The 15,799-nt window shown below is 43.2% G+C and carries 21 protein-coding genes; all 21 read right to left on the reverse strand.

What is annotated here, in order from left to right; genetic code table 11:
* Nucleotides 1-3 precede the first annotated feature (3 nt).
* The 21 genes from rpsH to rpoC all read right to left on the reverse strand — a co-directional run bounded on the left by rpsH (nt 4) and on the right by rpoC (nt 15,757).
* A complete protein-coding gene (rpsH, locus tag ACHZC4_RS13170) occupies nt 4-399 on the reverse strand; it encodes a 30S ribosomal protein S8 (protein ID WP_394754325.1) in 396 nt (131 codons plus the stop codon).
* A 31-nt stretch (nt 400-430) separates the two neighbouring features.
* Complete coding sequence (rpsN, locus tag ACHZC4_RS13175; protein ID WP_087146720.1) at nt 431-736, reverse strand: 30S ribosomal protein S14; 306 nt, start codon at nt 734-736, stop codon at nt 431-433.
* A gap of 12 nt (nt 737-748) precedes the next feature.
* A complete protein-coding gene (rplE, locus tag ACHZC4_RS13180) occupies nt 749-1,288 on the reverse strand; it encodes a 50S ribosomal protein L5 (RefSeq protein WP_394754326.1) in 540 nt (179 codons plus the stop codon).
* Between the two features lie 13 nt (nt 1,289-1,301).
* Nucleotides 1,302-1,619 carry a 50S ribosomal protein L24 gene (gene rplX / locus ACHZC4_RS13185; protein WP_394754327.1) on the reverse strand — a complete coding sequence of 106 codons (318 nt, stop codon included), beginning with the start codon at nt 1,617-1,619 and terminating at the stop codon, nt 1,302-1,304.
* Nucleotides 1,620-1,634: 15 nt separating this feature from the next.
* The gene (gene rplN, locus ACHZC4_RS13190; RefSeq protein WP_087145281.1) at nt 1,635-2,003 is read right to left on the reverse strand and encodes a 50S ribosomal protein L14; all 369 of its coding nucleotides are present in this window, start codon (nt 2,001-2,003) and stop codon (nt 1,635-1,637) included.
* Nucleotides 2,004-2,044: 41 nt separating this feature from the next.
* Nucleotides 2,045-2,320: a 30S ribosomal protein S17 gene (rpsQ, locus tag ACHZC4_RS13195; RefSeq protein WP_394754328.1), complete on the reverse strand. Its 276-nt coding sequence runs from the start codon at nt 2,318-2,320 to the stop codon at nt 2,045-2,047.
* 1 nt (nt 2,321) lies between these two features.
* Nucleotides 2,322-2,513, reverse strand: coding sequence for a 50S ribosomal protein L29 (gene rpmC / locus ACHZC4_RS13200; RefSeq protein WP_394754329.1), 192 nt, complete (start codon nt 2,511-2,513; stop codon nt 2,322-2,324).
* On the reverse strand, nt 2,513-2,926 hold the full coding sequence (rplP, locus tag ACHZC4_RS13205) for a 50S ribosomal protein L16 (RefSeq protein WP_087145278.1): 414 nt from the start codon (nt 2,924-2,926) through the stop codon (nt 2,513-2,515). The genes rpmC and rplP overlap by 1 nt, the downstream gene beginning before the upstream one ends.
* 16 nt (nt 2,927-2,942) lie before the next feature.
* On the reverse strand, nt 2,943-3,614 hold the full coding sequence (rpsC, locus tag ACHZC4_RS13210; RefSeq protein WP_087145277.1) for a 30S ribosomal protein S3: 672 nt from the start codon (nt 3,612-3,614) through the stop codon (nt 2,943-2,945).
* A gap of 8 nt (nt 3,615-3,622) precedes the next feature.
* Nucleotides 3,623-3,958, reverse strand: coding sequence for a 50S ribosomal protein L22 (gene rplV, locus ACHZC4_RS13215; RefSeq protein ID WP_394754331.1), 336 nt, complete (start codon nt 3,956-3,958; stop codon nt 3,623-3,625).
* A 6-nt stretch (nt 3,959-3,964) separates the two neighbouring features.
* On the reverse strand, nt 3,965-4,237 hold the full coding sequence (rpsS, locus tag ACHZC4_RS13220; protein WP_394754332.1) for a 30S ribosomal protein S19: 273 nt from the start codon (nt 4,235-4,237) through the stop codon (nt 3,965-3,967).
* Between the two features lie 11 nt (nt 4,238-4,248).
* A complete protein-coding gene (gene rplB / locus ACHZC4_RS13225) occupies nt 4,249-5,076 on the reverse strand; it encodes a 50S ribosomal protein L2 (protein ID WP_394754333.1) in 828 nt (275 codons plus the stop codon).
* 38 nt (nt 5,077-5,114) lie between these two features.
* Nucleotides 5,115-5,408: a 50S ribosomal protein L23 gene (rplW, locus tag ACHZC4_RS13230; RefSeq protein ID WP_394754368.1), complete on the reverse strand. Its 294-nt coding sequence runs from the start codon at nt 5,406-5,408 to the stop codon at nt 5,115-5,117.
* A 2-nt stretch (nt 5,409-5,410) separates the two neighbouring features.
* Nucleotides 5,411-6,031, reverse strand: coding sequence for a 50S ribosomal protein L4 (gene rplD, locus ACHZC4_RS13235; RefSeq protein ID WP_394754334.1), 621 nt, complete (start codon nt 6,029-6,031; stop codon nt 5,411-5,413).
* Between the two features lie 3 nt (nt 6,032-6,034).
* Entirely contained in the window at nt 6,035-6,685 is a 651-nt protein-coding gene (gene rplC, locus ACHZC4_RS13240; protein WP_394754335.1) for a 50S ribosomal protein L3, read from the reverse strand.
* A gap of 18 nt (nt 6,686-6,703) precedes the next feature.
* Nucleotides 6,704-7,015, reverse strand: coding sequence for a 30S ribosomal protein S10 (gene rpsJ / locus ACHZC4_RS13245; RefSeq protein ID WP_087148175.1), 312 nt, complete (start codon nt 7,013-7,015; stop codon nt 6,704-6,706).
* A 5-nt stretch (nt 7,016-7,020) separates the two neighbouring features.
* Complete coding sequence (gene tuf, locus ACHZC4_RS13250) at nt 7,021-8,226, reverse strand: elongation factor Tu (RefSeq protein WP_394754336.1); 1,206 nt, start codon at nt 8,224-8,226, stop codon at nt 7,021-7,023.
* Between the two features lie 29 nt (nt 8,227-8,255).
* Nucleotides 8,256-10,349, reverse strand: a complete 2,094-nt coding sequence (gene fusA, locus ACHZC4_RS13255; protein WP_394754337.1) for an elongation factor G — start codon at nt 10,347-10,349, stop codon at nt 8,256-8,258.
* Between the two features lie 33 nt (nt 10,350-10,382).
* Nucleotides 10,383-10,853: a 30S ribosomal protein S7 gene (rpsG, locus tag ACHZC4_RS13260; RefSeq protein WP_394754338.1), complete on the reverse strand. Its 471-nt coding sequence runs from the start codon at nt 10,851-10,853 to the stop codon at nt 10,383-10,385.
* Nucleotides 10,854-10,867: 14 nt separating this feature from the next.
* Nucleotides 10,868-11,245, reverse strand: coding sequence for a 30S ribosomal protein S12 (gene rpsL / locus ACHZC4_RS13265; RefSeq protein ID WP_394754339.1), 378 nt, complete (start codon nt 11,243-11,245; stop codon nt 10,868-10,870).
* 306 nt (nt 11,246-11,551) lie between these two features.
* Nucleotides 11,552-15,757 (reverse strand): DNA-directed RNA polymerase subunit beta', encoded by a 4,206-nt coding sequence (rpoC, locus tag ACHZC4_RS13270; RefSeq protein ID WP_394754340.1) that lies wholly within the window; start codon nt 15,755-15,757, stop codon nt 11,552-11,554.
* Nucleotides 15,758-15,799: the final 42 nt, after the last annotated feature.

Below are 15,799 nucleotides of genomic sequence, written 5' to 3' on the forward strand. Positions count from 1 at the left end.
ACGTTAACAAACAGTACAAATAACTTCACCGCCATGCCCAATAGCACGCGCAGCTCGGTCAGTCATCACACCATTCGAGGTTGATACAATAGCGATACCCAATCCACCAAGCACTTTAGGTAACTCATCTTTTGATTTGTAAATACGCAAACCTGGTCTACTTATTCTTTTAATGTTTTCTATTACGGGTCGGCCTTTATAATATTTCAGATCAATGACCATCTCAGTATGACTACCGGTAGTTTCCGTACTGAAATCTGCAATATAACCTTCTTCTTTAAGTACCTTCGCAATCGACACTTTTAATTTTGACGAGGGCTGTTTTACATTTTTTTTACCTGCAGACTGACCGTTTCTTATCCGGGTTAACATATCTGCAATAGGGTCTGTCATGCTCATTTTTCACTATCTCCAAACTTGATCCAACAGATTACCAACTTGCCTTAACTACACCGGGTACATCACCCCGCATAGTTGCCTCTCTGAGTTTATTTCGGCTAAGACCAAATTTACGATAATATCCATGTGGTCGACCTGTTAAATTACAGCGGTTACGAACTCGTGTAACACTCGAATCTCTCGGTAATTTTTGGAGTTGTAGATGAGCTGTTTCTTTATCCTCAAAGCTACTATTTGGATCTCTGATAGTTTCCTTCAGAGATTTACGCTTAACATCGTATTTTTTTACTAATTTTTTACGCTTGGTTTCACGCGCAATCATCGATTTCTTTGCCATGTGACGTGCCCTTTAGCTTTTAAGTGGAAAATTAAAGAGCTTTAACAACGCCAAACCTTCTTCGTTGGTTTGTGCTGTCGTCGTAATAGTGATATCCATACCACGCAAAGCATCTATTTTATCGTAATCAATTTCAGGAAATATAATTTGTTCTTTGACGCCCATTGAGTAATTGCCGCGTCCATCGAAACTTTTAGAGCTTAAACCTCTAAAATCACGAATACGCGGAATAGCAATACTGATTAAGCGATCTAAAAACTCATACATTCTATCACTGCGTAAAGTTACTTTACAGCCAATAGGCATATCATCGCGAATTTTAAATCCAGCAATCGACTTTCTTGCCAAAGTGATAACAGGCTTTTGACCTGCAATTTTTTCCATATCGCTAAGCGCAGATTGCAGCACTTTTTTATCTGCTACCGCGCCACCAACACCCATATTCAGAGTTATCTTAGTGAGCCTAGGCGCTTGCATTACTGATTTGTAGGAAAACTGTTCCATTAAGGAAGGCAGTACGGTTTCTTTATATACGGTTTCTAGTCTAGCCATTATTCTCTACACCCTACACGTCGACAAGGTCATTCGTTGACTTGAAATATCTGACTTTTTTTCCATCGTCCAGAAATCTGAAACCGACACGATCTGCTTTTTTTATTGCGGGATTATAAAGACCTATATTGGAAATATTAATCGGCATGTCTTTAACAACAATACCGCCTTCGATATTTGCATTTGGATTCGGTTTCTGACTTTTCTTAACCTGGTTAATCCCTTCAACCAGTACCGTATCATTTTTTAAAATCTTGACTACTCTGCCGCTCTTACCTTTATCCTTTCCGGTACGAACCACAACATCATCGCCTTTTTTTATTTTTTGCATTACCTAGTTCCCCACTTATAAAACTTCAGGAGCTAACGAGATAATTTTCATAAATTTCTCGCCTCTGAGCTCACGGGTGACAGGGCCAAATATACGCGTACCTAATGGCTGCAAATTGTTATTAAGGATAACCGCCGCATTGCCATCAAAACGAATAACGGAACCATCTGATCTACGTACACCCTTAGCTGTTCTCACAACCAAAGCATTGTAAACTTCGCCTTTTTTGACTCTGCCACGCGGAATCGCGTCTTTAATGCTGACTTTGATAATGTCGCCGATGCCCGCATAGCGCCTATGCGAACCACCTAATACTTTGATACACATGACCTTTTTTGCGCCGCTGTTGTCAGCAACGTCAAGGTTAGTTTGCATCTGAATCATGATTTATTCCTGCATTCTTTAAATACTGAAAAACTGTTATGCTATTTTCTAGCGCTCTCTAAGACTTGAACCAACTTAAAAGTTTTGTTCTTAGACATGGGTCTACATGATGTAATCGCTACTACATCACCTTCTTGACACACATTCAAATCATCATGCGCCATAATTTTTGTTGAACGCTTAATATACTTTCCGTAGACAGGGTGTTTTACAACACGCTCTACCAGTACCGTAATCGTTTTGTCCATTTTGTTGCTAACAACCCGACCTGAAATAGTTCTCAGTCCAGCCGTGTTTTGAGAGTTATCTTCGCTCATATTATGCGCTCGCCATTTCTTTCAATAGTGTTTGGATACGTGCAACGTTCCGTCTGACCTTCTTTACTTGATCAGGCTTGGAAAGCTGGCCGGTACCTTTTTGCATTCTAAGATTGAAACGCTCACGAGATAATTCGAGCATCATAGCCCCTAACTCGTCTTTTGATTTCTGACGTAGTTCACTTGCTTTCATCACATTATCGTCCGGGCGGTAAAAAGAGTCTTTAAGGGTAATTTGGCTGCTGCCAAGGCAAAAGCTTCACGAGCCATCTCTTCAGAAACACCTTGAATCTCATAGAGCATAGTTCCAGGCCGCACTTGGGCAACCCAGTATTCTACACTACCTTTTCCTTTACCCATACGTACTTCCAAAGGTTTTTTGGTAATAGGCTTGTCGGGGAAAATCCTGATCCAAAGTTTACCGCCGCGCTTAACATGGCGAGTAATGGTTCGGCGAGCAGATTCAATTTGTCTTGCGGTAAGTCTGCCGCGGCTGACTGATTTTAGCCCGTATTCGCCAAAGCTTACCGATGAGCCGCGAACAGCGATACCATTATTACGGCCTTTATGCTGCTTACGAAATTTTGTTCTTTTAGGTTGAAGCATGTCTCTTTTCCTTCAACTATTTCTTGGTGTCGGCATTAATTGAGGCGATATGTGATTCCATATCAAACACCTCACCTTTGAATATCCATACTTTCACACCGATAATACCATAAGTGGTATTAGCTTCGGCAGTGGCGTAATCGATATCCGCTCTTAATGTATGCAATGGCACTCGGCCTTCGCGATACCACTCACTTCTGGCAATTTCGGCACCGTTCAAACGCCCACCGACGTTAATCTTGATACCTTCTGCGCCTAAACGCATGGAGTTAGTGACCGCACGCTTCATGGCACGGCGATACATTACTCTTTTTTCAAGTTGTTGGGCTACGCCTTCTGCTACCAATAATGCGTCTAATTCCGGCTTTCTGATTTCTTCAACATTCAATTGTACAGGCACGCCTATCATTTTTGATATAGCCTGTCTTAACACATCAATGTCTTCACCTTTCTTACCGATGACAATACCTGGACGCGCGGTATGAATAGTGATATTAGCGTTATTTGCTGCCCGATTAATTTGAATCCGGCTCACAGAAGCGTGCGCTAATTTCTTTCTAATGAACTCTCTAACTGTCAAATCTTGATGTAAAAACACCGAATAATTCTGACTGTCCGCATACCATCTTGAATTCCAATCCTTGACAATACCAAGGCGTATGCCTATTGGATGTACTTTCTGACCCATTTTCGCCTCTACTCGGATGCTGCAACTTTAATTGTGATATGACAGGTTCTTTTTAGAATATGATTAGCACGGCCTTTAGCTCGCGCTTTAAATCGCTTCATGGTAGCACCCTCATCGACAAAGACGGTTGAAATTTTCAATTCATCAATATCAGCACTTTCATTGTGCTCAGCATTTGCAATGGCAGATTCTAAAACCTTTTTAATAACCACTGCAGCGTCTTTAGAACTAAACTTCAAAAGGTTAAGTGCCTTTTCAACAGATAGTCCACGAATTTGATCACCCACCAAACGTGCTTTTTGCGCTGACATCGGGGCATTTTTTAATTTTGCTGAAATTTCCATCGCATTCTACCTTGATTTCTTGTCAGCCACATGGCCTTTGTATGTGCGAGTAGGAGAAAATTCACCTAACTTATGCCCAACCATATTCTCAGAAACTAACACTGGAATATGCAATTTACCATTATGAACAGCAATGGTTAATCCCAACATATCTGGCACTATCATCGATCTTCTTGACCATGTTTTAATCGGTTTCCTATTATTACTGGCAACAGCATCTTCTACTTTTTTTAGAAGATGATGGTCAATAAAAGGACCTTTTTTAATTGAACGCGGCATTTGTGTCCTCTCTACTTCTGTTTACGACGTCTGACGATCATATTATCAGTGCGTTTGTTTTTTCTTGTTTTATAGCCTTTGGTTGGCATACCCCAAGGCGATACCGGATGTCTACCACCCGAAGTACGACCTTCACCACCACCATGAGGATGGTCAACAGGATTCATAACTACACCACGAACGGTTGGCCTCACTCCACGCCATCTAGATGCGCCAGCCTTGCCGAGCGAAGCTAAATTGTGCTCTGAGTTAGACACTTCACCTATAACCGCTTTACAATCGGCCATGACTTTACGCATCTCTCCCGAACGCAATCTGATGGTAGCATGCGCTCCATCTCTTGCAACCAACTGCACTGAAGTGCCTGCGCTTCTTGCAATTTGAGCGCCTTTACCAGGCTTCAACTCAACACAATGCACTGTCGTACCCATTGGGATATTACGTAAAGGCATGCAGTTACCTGTCTTAACAGGCACATTGTCGGAAGAAATAATTTCTTGACCCACCACAAGACCTTTAGGCGCGATAATATATCTACGCTCACCGTCTTTAAATAAGACCAGCGCAATATTAGCTGTTCTATTTGGATCATACTCTAAACGCTCTACCACAGCCGGAATGTCTGTTTTATTTCTTTTAAAATCAACAATACGGTAGTGCTGCTTATGTCCGCCACCAATGTGGCGTGTAGTAATACGCCCTTTGTTGTTCCGGCCACCAGTTTTGCTCTTTTTGCTCAATAATGGCGCATAAGGCTTACCTTTATGCAACTCATCATTTTTGATGCGGATTACAAACCGAGATCCTGGTGATGTCGGTTTTGACTTTACGATCGCCATGCTTTCTACCGTTTCCTATTGATCTTTCACTAAATAAATCAAGCAGCAGAGAACTCTATGTCGTGACCAGGCTTAAGTTTAACATAAGCCTTCTTCCAATCAGACCTACGACCCATTGAACGACCAAATTTCTTCTGCTTACCTTTAACGTTTAAAACTTGAACTGATTCAACTTCAACCTTAAACATCAGCTCTACTGCACCTTTAACATCTTTTTTACTGGCAGATTTCTTAACTTTAAAAACAAATGTATTGCATTTTTCACCAACAAACGTACTTTTCTCTGATATAAGAGGTGCTTCCAGTACGCCGGCTAAATGGAACTGATTTATACTCACGACAAACTCTCCTGAACTTGCTTCAATGCGCCGGGAGTGACAATCACCTTGTCAGACGAAATCAACATTACCGGATTCAAATTCGCCGCTTCAATGACCTCCACATAAGGAATATTACGTGCGGCTAAAGCCAAGTTTACATCAACGCTTTCAACCACCAGCAATACTCTTTTGGCATCCACGGATTTTAGCTTTTCAATCAAAAGCTTGGTTTTAGGCGATTCGACAGAAATGTCGCCACTTACTACCAAACGATTCTGTCTAAGCAATTCAGACAAAATTGAACGAATAGCTGATCTAAACATTTTCTTATTCAGTTTTTGATCATAGCTTCTCGGTCGTGCCGCAAAAACAACACCACCAGTCCGCCAGATAGGACTGCGCGTAGTACCTGCACGCGCCCGGCCTGTGCCTTTTTGACGCCAAGGCTTAGTGCCACCGCCGCTAACATCAGAGCGAGTTTTCTGCGCTTTGGTGCCCGCACGAGCATTTGCCATGTATTTAACAATTAACTGATGAACCAAAGTTTCATTGAATGGCTGACCAAAAACAGCTTCAGTCACTTCTAAACTTTTAACAGAATCGTTCACACCTAAAGCAGGAACTTGCAAACTCATATCTTAACCTTTATTCCGCATTTTCATTGCTGGTGTGATGATAACATCACCACCTTTAGCACCGGGAACAGCTCCCTTGACTAATATCAAGTTTCTTGATGTATCAATCGAATGAATCGTCAAATTTTGAACTGTTGTCTTGCGTGCTCCCATGTGGCCTTCCATTTTCTTACCTTTGAAAACACGACCGGGTGTTTGGTTCATACCGATCGAACCCAACACTCTGTGTGACCGTGAATTACCATGGGTCGCATCCTGCATACTAAAGTTATGCCGCTTTACACCACCAGCAAAACCCTTACCGATACTTCTACCTTGCGCATCAATAGCCTGACCCGCAGTAAAGACATCTAAAGACAACTCAGAGCCCAGCGTCAACTCCAACCCTTCGTTTGCTTCAAGTCTAAATTCCCACAACCCGCGTCCAGCAGTAACATTGGCTGCCGCATAGTGGCCTGCCATTGCTTTATTCACGTGTGAAGACTTTTTATCGCCCGCAGCAACTTGAATGGAACGATAGCCATCCACCTCTACAGTCTTGACTTGAACCACTCGGTTCGAATCAATACTAAGAACAGTCACCGGTACAGACGACCCATCTTCACAAAAAACTCTAGTCATCCCGCACTTGCGACCAATAAGACCTATTGACATTTGCCAATTCCCCTAAACTTAATTCAACTTAATTTGAACATCAACACCGGCTGCAAGATCCAACTTCATTAATGCATCAACGGTTTTTTCTGTTGGCTCAACAATATCCAACAACCTCTTGTATGTTCTCAACTCATATTGATCTCGCGCATCTTTGTCGACGTGCGGTGAGATTAATATGGTAAAACGCTCTTTTTTAGTAGGCAAAGGAATCGGGCCTTTAACTTGTGCGCCGGTTCTTCTTGCTGTTTCTACTATCTCACCAGCCGACTGGTCAATCAATTTATGGTCAAATGATTTCAATCGGATTCTGATAGTTTGATTAGACATATTTTTTACTCGACTATTGATGCCACAACACCAGCACCGACTGTTCGACCACCTTCACGAATGGCAAAACGCAGACCTTCTTCCATAGCAATCGGTGAAATCAGAGTGATTACAACGGAAACGTTATCACCGGGCATCACCATTTCTACGCCTTCAGGGAGTTTTACAGCACCGGTTACGTCAGTGGTTCTAAAATAGAACTGCGGACGGTAGCCATCAAAAAACGGCGTATGACGACCGCCTTCATCTTTAGATAACACGTAAATTTCAGAATTAAACTTGGCATGCGGCTTAATACTTTTTGATTTCGCTAGTACTTGACCACGCTCAACGTCATCGCGCTTGGTGCCTCTTAGCAACAAGCCAACGTTATCGCCAGCCTCACCTTGATCAAGCAGCTTACGGAACATTTCCACACCAGTAACTGTTGTTGTCACTGTGGGCCTAATACCAACAATTTCAATCTCTTGGCCGACTTTGATAATGCCACGCTCAATACGACCGGTAACAACAGTACCACGACCTGAAATAGAGAATACATCTTCAACTGGCATCAAAAATGCCAAATCCACCGCCCTTTCTGGCATCGGAATATAAGTATCTAACGCCTCTACTAACTTAACGACAGAATTAAAGCCCATATCTGTTGGTGTTGCGCCGCTCGTAGCCTCATCTAAAGCCATTCTGGCTGAACCAGTAATAATTGGTGTATCGTCGCCAGGAAATTCATATTTATCCAGCAACTCTCTTAATTCCATTTCAACCAATTCAAGCAATTCAGCATCGTCTACCAAATCAGCTTTGTTCAAATAAACCACAATGAACGGGACGCCAACCTGTCTGGATAACAAAATATGTTCACGGGTTTGTGGCATTGGGCCATCTGCCGCTGAACAAACCAAAATAGCGCCGTCCATTTGCGCCGCACCAGTAATCATGTTTTTAACATAATCAGCATGGCCTGGGCAATCAACATGAGCATAATGACGGGCTGTTGACTCATATTCCACGTGGGAGGTCGCAATCGTAATACCACGCGCACGTTCTTCAGGTGCATTATCAATCTGATCAAATGCTTTAACAGCGCCACCGTGCAATTTCGCCATTACCGATGTTAAAGCTGCTGTTAAAGTAGTTTTACCGTGATCGACGTGGCCAATTGTGCCTACGTTTACATGTGGCTTACTACGTGAAAATTTTTCTTTAGCCATGAGTCAATACCTTTATGTTACATTCAATGTTATGAAGATTTTTTTATGATTGCTTCCGCAATATGCGTGGGCGTTTCATTGTATTTTTCAAACTGCATACTGTAAGTAGCTCTACCTTGTGTCACCGAACGCAGATCTGTTGCATAACCAAACATCTCTGCTAACGGCACCTCGCAGCCAATTGCCTTACCTGATGGAATATCATTCATGCTTTGAATGACACCGCGTCGGCGGTTAATGTCCCCCACCACATCCCCCATATAGTCTTCAGGGGTGGTAATTTCCACTTTCATAATGGGCTCTAACAAAACGGGCCTTGCATTTCTTACGCCCTCTCGAAACGCCAAAGAACCTGCAATTTTAAAAGCCATCTCGTTCGAATCAACATCATGATAAGAACCATCAAACAAAGTCACTTTTACGTCCAACACCGGATAACCCGCAAGAACGCCGCTTTTTAGCTGTTCTTGTATGCCATTATCAACTGCTGGAATATATTCCTTAGGGACAACAGCGCCAACAATTTCGCTGACAAACTCGTATCCTGTACCCAGCTCTTTGGGCTCAATCCGTAACCAAACATGGCCATATTGACCACGACCACCGGATTGCCTAATAAACTTGCTTTCTTGCTCAACTTTATCCCGAATCGTTTCCCTGTAAGCCACTTGCGGTGCACCAACATTTGCTTGTACGCTAAATTCCCTTTTCATGCGATCAACTATAATTTCAAGATGCAACTCACCCATCCCTGAAATAATAATCTGACCCGACTCAGCATCCGTATGCACCCTAAATGACGGATCTTCCTGCGCTAATTTAGCGAGCGCAACTGTCATTTTATCCTGATCGCCTTTGGTTTTAGGCTCCACTGCGACCGAAATAACAGGATCAGGAAAATCCATTCGCTCTAAAATAATAACGTCCTTAAGATCGCACAGAGTCTCACCCGTGCTCACATCTTTAAGGCCAATCGCTGCCGCTATATCACCGGCATAGACTTCTTTAACTTCTTCGCGACTATTGGCATGCATCTGAACAATACGACCAATACGCTCTTTTTTCTTCTTAGTCGGGTTATAAACGCTGTCACCGGAACTCAAAACACCCGAATAAACCCTAAAAAATGTCAACATACCCACAAAAGGATCGGCAGCAATTTTAAATGCCAAAGCTGCAAATGGCTCACTATCCGAAGCAGGTCGACACGCTTCTGTCACCTCATCTTCTTCAACGCCTTTAATAGCGGCCACATCAATCGGAGCAGGCATGTATTCTATGATGGCATCCAGCATCGCCTGAACACCTTTGTTTTTAAAGGCGGAGCCACACAAAGCCGGAACAATTTCATTCGCTATTGTTCGAGACCGAATACCTTCTTTAATCTCATTAACTGTCAAAATACCTTCTTCCAAGTATTTTTCCATCAATATTTCATTTGCTTCTGCTGCCGCTTCAACAATACGATCGCGCCATTTTTCGCATAATGCTAGCATTGAGATCGGAACATCTCTTTCTTCAAACACCATGCCATTACTGGCATCATCCCAATAAATAGCACGCATATTGACAAGATCAATCACGCCTTCAAAACTGTCTTCAGCGCCTATCGGCAACTGCATCACCACAGGATGCGCAACTAAACGAGCACCGATCTGGTCGATTACTCGCAAAAAATCAGCACCGACACGATCCATTTTATTGATAAAAACCAAACGAGGAACGCCATATTTGTCAGCTTGACGCCAAACAGTTTCCGACTGAGGCTCTACACCACCGACAGCACAAAAAACCACACATGCACCATCTAAAATCCGCAACGAGCGCTCTACTTCAATCGTAAAATCAACGTGCCCTGGGGTATCGATAATATTGATGCGATGCTGTTCGTATTGGCCAGCAGAACCGCTCCAAAAACATGTTGTTGCAGCAGAAGTTATGGTAATACCACGCTCCTGCTCTTGCGCCATCCAATCCATAGTGGCAGCACCATCATGAACTTCACCCATCTTGTGCGAAACACCCGTATAGTAAAGTATTCTTTCTGTCGTCGTCGTCTTACCCGCATCAATATGAGCCATGATGCCAATATTACGATAACGATTTACAGGAGTCTTACGCACAAGAGAGTTACAGAAATTCTTGCTTTAAAACACTTACCAACGATAATGAGAAAACGCCTTATTAGCCTCAGCCATTCTATGCGTATCTTCCCGCTTTTTGGCAGCAGAACCTCTGCTATCAAAAGCATCCATCATTTCACCAGCCAACTTAGCCGCCATGGTTCTTTCGTTTCTTTTTCTAGAGGCATCAATCAACCAGCGCATTGCCAAAGCCATTCGTCTTGACGGACGCACTTCAACAGGCACCTGATAGGTAGCACCACCGACACGGCGAGACTTAACCTCAACACGCGGCTGAACATTTTCCAATGCCTTGGACAAAACCTCTAAAGGCTCTGCATGACCCTTGCTTTCAATAAAATCCAAAGCACCATAAACGATACCTTCAGCAACTGATTTTTTACCGCTTTCCATGATCATATTCATAAATTTAGTCAGCATAACGCTGCCAAATCTAGGATCTGGAATAATTTCTCTTTTTGTAGCGACTCTTCTTCTAGACATTTTTCACCAACCGACTACTTGCCCTTAGGCTGTTTTGTTCCATACTTAGAGCGACCACACTTCCTGTTATTCACTCCAGAAGCATCCAAACTACCACGAACAACGTGATATCGAACACCAGGCAAATCCTTAACACGACCACCCCGGATCAAAACCACGGAATGCTCCTGAAGATTATGCCCTTCGCCACCAATGTAACTACTTACTTCAGCGCCGTTAGTCAATCTAACTCTTGCTACTTTGCGCAATGCAGAATTTGGTTTTTTGGGTGTCGTAGTATAAACACGGGTACAAACGCCTCTGCGCTGAGGACAAGCCTCTAAAGCAGGGACATTGCTTTTTTCTATTTTCTTAGCACGTGGCTTACGAACCAACTGGTTAATCGTGGCCATATTTCTTTTTACTCCGAATATAAATTTAACTATCAACCAATTACAACAATTGCTTATCGCTACAATTGTCGATGACCAGACGAACCCAGACTCGGCTTAAGAACGTTAGCTAATGTGAGCTGGACATATTACTTCTTTATTTTTTTCAGGTCAAGTTGAATTTTTAGAAAAAACGACTTAACCCCAAAAATGGGCGGTTATTAGTGCTCTTCACAACGCATAACACCCTTTCAATTAACCTTACTCGAAACTTATTTGTAAAAACAAGCATGGGTAAACTGTCATTTTTATACAACCGTTACTGGCCTAAATATTTAAAGCCTGCTTCAAGGCCTCTTCAACATCACCTGAATCTACAACACTAGCAACCTCGTGATCAATTGCCTGACTTTGAAGTAGTCGATTTTTTCTACCTTCATGATAAGCCAAACCCGTGCCTGCAGGAATGAGTCGACCCACAATCACGTTTTCTTTCAATCCCTGTAAGCTATCACTTAAGCCACGTACAGCAGCATCTGTTAATACGCGCGTCGTTTCTTGGAAAGATGCCGCAGAAATAAAAGATTCGGTCGCCAATGAGGCCTTAGTGATGCCAAGCAACACTGATTCATAGCTCGCTGGAATTTTCCCCTCACGCTCAACTCGGTCATTTTCCTCGCGCATTTGCGCGCGCTCCACCTGCTCACCTTTCAGGAATGAAGTATCACCAGAAGCGGTAATTTCAACCTTCCTCAACATCTGGCGAATAATCGCTTCGATATGCTTATCGTTAATTTTTACACCCTGCAAACGATAAACGTCCTGAATCTCCTTGACCAAATAGTTAGCCAACTCCTCAACACCTCTTAATCTGAGAATATCATGTGGCGTTAACTCACCCTCAGCGATAGTCTCACCTTTTTCGACATACTCTCCTTCGAAAACAGTAATATGACGCCATTTCGGGATCAAAGTCTCAATATTCTCACCTGCCGCATCGGTGATAATTACCCGTTGCTTGCCTTTTGTTTCCTTACCAAATGAGACTGTACCGCTGGTTTCAGCCAATATAGCAGGGTCTTTTGTTTTTCGTGCTTCGAATAAGTCGGCAACCCGAGGTAAACCACCTGTGATATCCCTGGTCTTACTGGATTCTTGAGGAATTCTGGCTAAAACGTCCCCTACCTTTACTTCGCCACCATCTTTGATACCTGCGATAGCACCGGCAGGCAAAAAGTATTGCGCTGGAATTTCTGTGCCCGGTAAATAAATAGTATTACCTTCCTTATCCAGAAGCTTAACCATAGGGCGCAACTCTCTACCAACGCTGCCACGCTGCTTGGGGTCAGTCACTACCAAAGAACTTAAACCGGTAACTTCATCATTTTGTTTTTGTACGGTAACGCCGTCTAAGAAATCTTTGAGTTCCACAACACCATCAACTTCAGTAATAACTGGATGTGTATGCGGATCCCAGGTAACAATAATATCACCAGCGCTCACTTTACTGCCTTCCTGTACCGATAGCACTGCACCGTAAGGAATCTTATACCGCTCTCTTTCACGGCCGTAGTCATCTACAACACCGACTTCGCCCGATCTTGAAACAGCAACCAAATTACCTTCTCGGTTCTGCACAGATTTTAAGTTGTTCAAGCGCACTGTGCCGGATGATTTCACCTGAACATTACTGATAGCGGCAGATCTTGATGCCGCCCCACCGATATGGAAAGTCCGCATAGTCAACTGCGTACCTGGCTCACCGATAGACTGTGCGGCAATAACACCAACAGCTTCACCAATATTAACCAAATGGCCACGACCCAAATCACGACCATAGCAAGACGCACAAACGCCGTGGCGATTTTCACAGGTGATGATTGAACGTACCACAACCTGATCAATACTGTGCTCTTCAAGCACAGAAACCCAATGCTCATCCAACAAAGTACCCAAAGGTACAACCACATTTTTACCGGAGCCATCCATGACATCATGCACAGTAACCCGACCTAATACACGCTCAGACAATGGCTCAACAACATCACCACCTTCGATGATGGGTACCATAATCAGGCCATTTGCCGTACCGCAATCCGTACCGGTAATCACTAAATCTTGTGCCACATCCACTAATCGGCGCGTCAAATAACCGGAGTTAGCCGTTTTCAGAGCAGTATCAGCAAGACCTTTACGCGCACCATGTGTAGAAATAAAGTACTGTAAAACGTCGAGACCTTCTCTAAAGTTCGCAGTGATAGGTGTTTCAATAATCGAGCCATCCGGCTTGGCCATCAAACCACGCATACCAGCCAACTGACGAATCTGCGCTGCTGATCCACGAGCCCCAGATTCAGCCATCATAAAGATGGAGTTGAATGATTTTTGTTTTACCGTATTGCCATTGGCATCAATAACCGATTCTTCACCCAAACCATCCATCATCACCTTAGCAACCTGATCATTCGCATGAGACCAAATATCGACAACCTTATTGTAGCGCTCGCCATCGGTTACCAAGCCTGAGGCATACTGGCTCTGAATTTCGTTAACTTCCATATCCGCAGCAGCAATAATATCGGCTTTTTTAGCCGGTATTGCCATATCTTCAATACCAAATGACACACCAGAAATCGTCGCATAACGAAAGCCTAGATACATCAGCTGATCTGCCAGCACCACCGTGTCTTTATTGCCTAAGTAACGGTAACTGTAATTGATTAAGCGCGATATATTCTTTTTGGTCATATCACAATTAACCAACTCATAAGGCATGCGATCGGGCACGACTTCCCAAATTAAAGCACGGCCCACAGTGGTGGTTACACGATGGGTTTTTTCTGTTTGTGTGCCATTTTCGTCAGTTATTTTTTCAGTAACGCGCAACTGGATTTTTGATTGCAGTTCAACCATTTTACATTCCAGCGCTTTATGCACTTCGCCCACATCAACAAAGATACTACCGTCACCTCTAGCATTTATTTTTTCGCGGCTAATATAATAAAGCCCCAAAACCACGTCCTGAGACGGATTAATAACCGGTTCGCCGTTAGCAGGCGACAAAATATTATTAGTTGCCATCATCAAAGTTCTGGCTTCTAACTGTGCTTCAATCGACAACGGAATATGTACCGCCATCTGATCGCCGTCAAAGTCAGCATTGAACGCACTACACACTAAAGGATGTAGTTGTATCGCCTTACCTTCAATTAAGATAGGCTCAAATGCCTGAATACCTAATCTGTGCAAAGTGGGGGCGCGGTTGAGTAGAATAGGATGCTCACGAATAACTTCTTCGAGAATATCCCAAACCTCAGCACCTTCTCTTTCGACCATTTTTTTGGCCGCTTTAATGGTGGTGGCAAGACCTCGAAATTGCAATTTGCTAAAAATAAAGGGCTTGAATAATTCCAAAGCCATTTTCTTCGGCAAACCACACTGATGCAGCCTTAAAGTTGGCCCCACCACGATAACGGAACGCCCTGAGTAATCAACACGTTTACCTAACAAATTTTGACGGAAACGCCCTTGCTTACCTTTGATCATATCGGCCAAAGATTTTAAGGGTCGTCTATTGGTGCCAGTAATAGCGCGTCCACGACGACCATTATCTAATAAGGCATCGACAGATTCCTGCAACATGCGTTTTTCATTGCGGACAATAATATCTGGCGCACTCAAATCTAATAAGCGGTTTAGACGATTGTTGCGGTTAATAACACGACGGTACAAATCATTCAAATCAGAGGTTGCAAAGCGACCGCCATCCAAAGGTACCAAAGGGCGTAACTCAGGTGGCAAAACCGGTAATACTTTCAAAATCATCCATTCTGGACGGTTCTTGGAGCTTAACAAAGCCTCAAGCACTTTAAGCCGCTTGGCGTATTTCTTGATTTTTGTTTCTGAATTGGTCGAATCAATTTCTTCACGCAGCACACCAACCTGAGCCTTCAAATCGATAGCACGAAGTAGATCATAAATCGCTTCGGCACCCATTTTGGCGACAAAATCATCACCATACTGCTCTATCGCATCAAGATATTCATCATCAGTCAGCAACTGACCTTTATCCAAAGGCGTCATGCCAGAATCTAAAACCACAAAAGATTCAAAATACAACACGCGCTCAATTTCTCGCAGTGTCATATCGAGCAATAAAGCAATTCTGGATGGCAGCGATTTTAAAAACCAAATATGCGCAACCGGACTGGCCAAATCAATATGGCCCATGCGTTCACGACGCACCTTTGACAGTGTGACTTCAACACCGCATTTTTCGCAAATAACGCCGCGATGCTTCAGACGCTTGTATTTGCCGCATAAACACTCGTAATCACTGACTGGGCCAAAAATTTTGGCACAAAACAAACCGTCACGTTCAGGCCTAAAGGTACGGTAGTTTATGGTTTCTGGCTTTTTTACTTCGCCATACGACCAGGAACGAATCATATCCGGTGAAACCAACCCAATAGAAATCCCGTCAAAGTCGTCTGCACGGCCTTGACGCTTTAAAAAATTCATCAAATCTTTCAATGGCTTATCCTCTTTAAATAGTTTCTGGCAGTTCCCAGAACT

The organism is Crenothrix sp. (assembly GCF_043729335.1).
In the GTDB taxonomy this organism is placed as follows: Bacteria; Pseudomonadota; Gammaproteobacteria; order Methylococcales; family Methylomonadaceae; genus Crenothrix.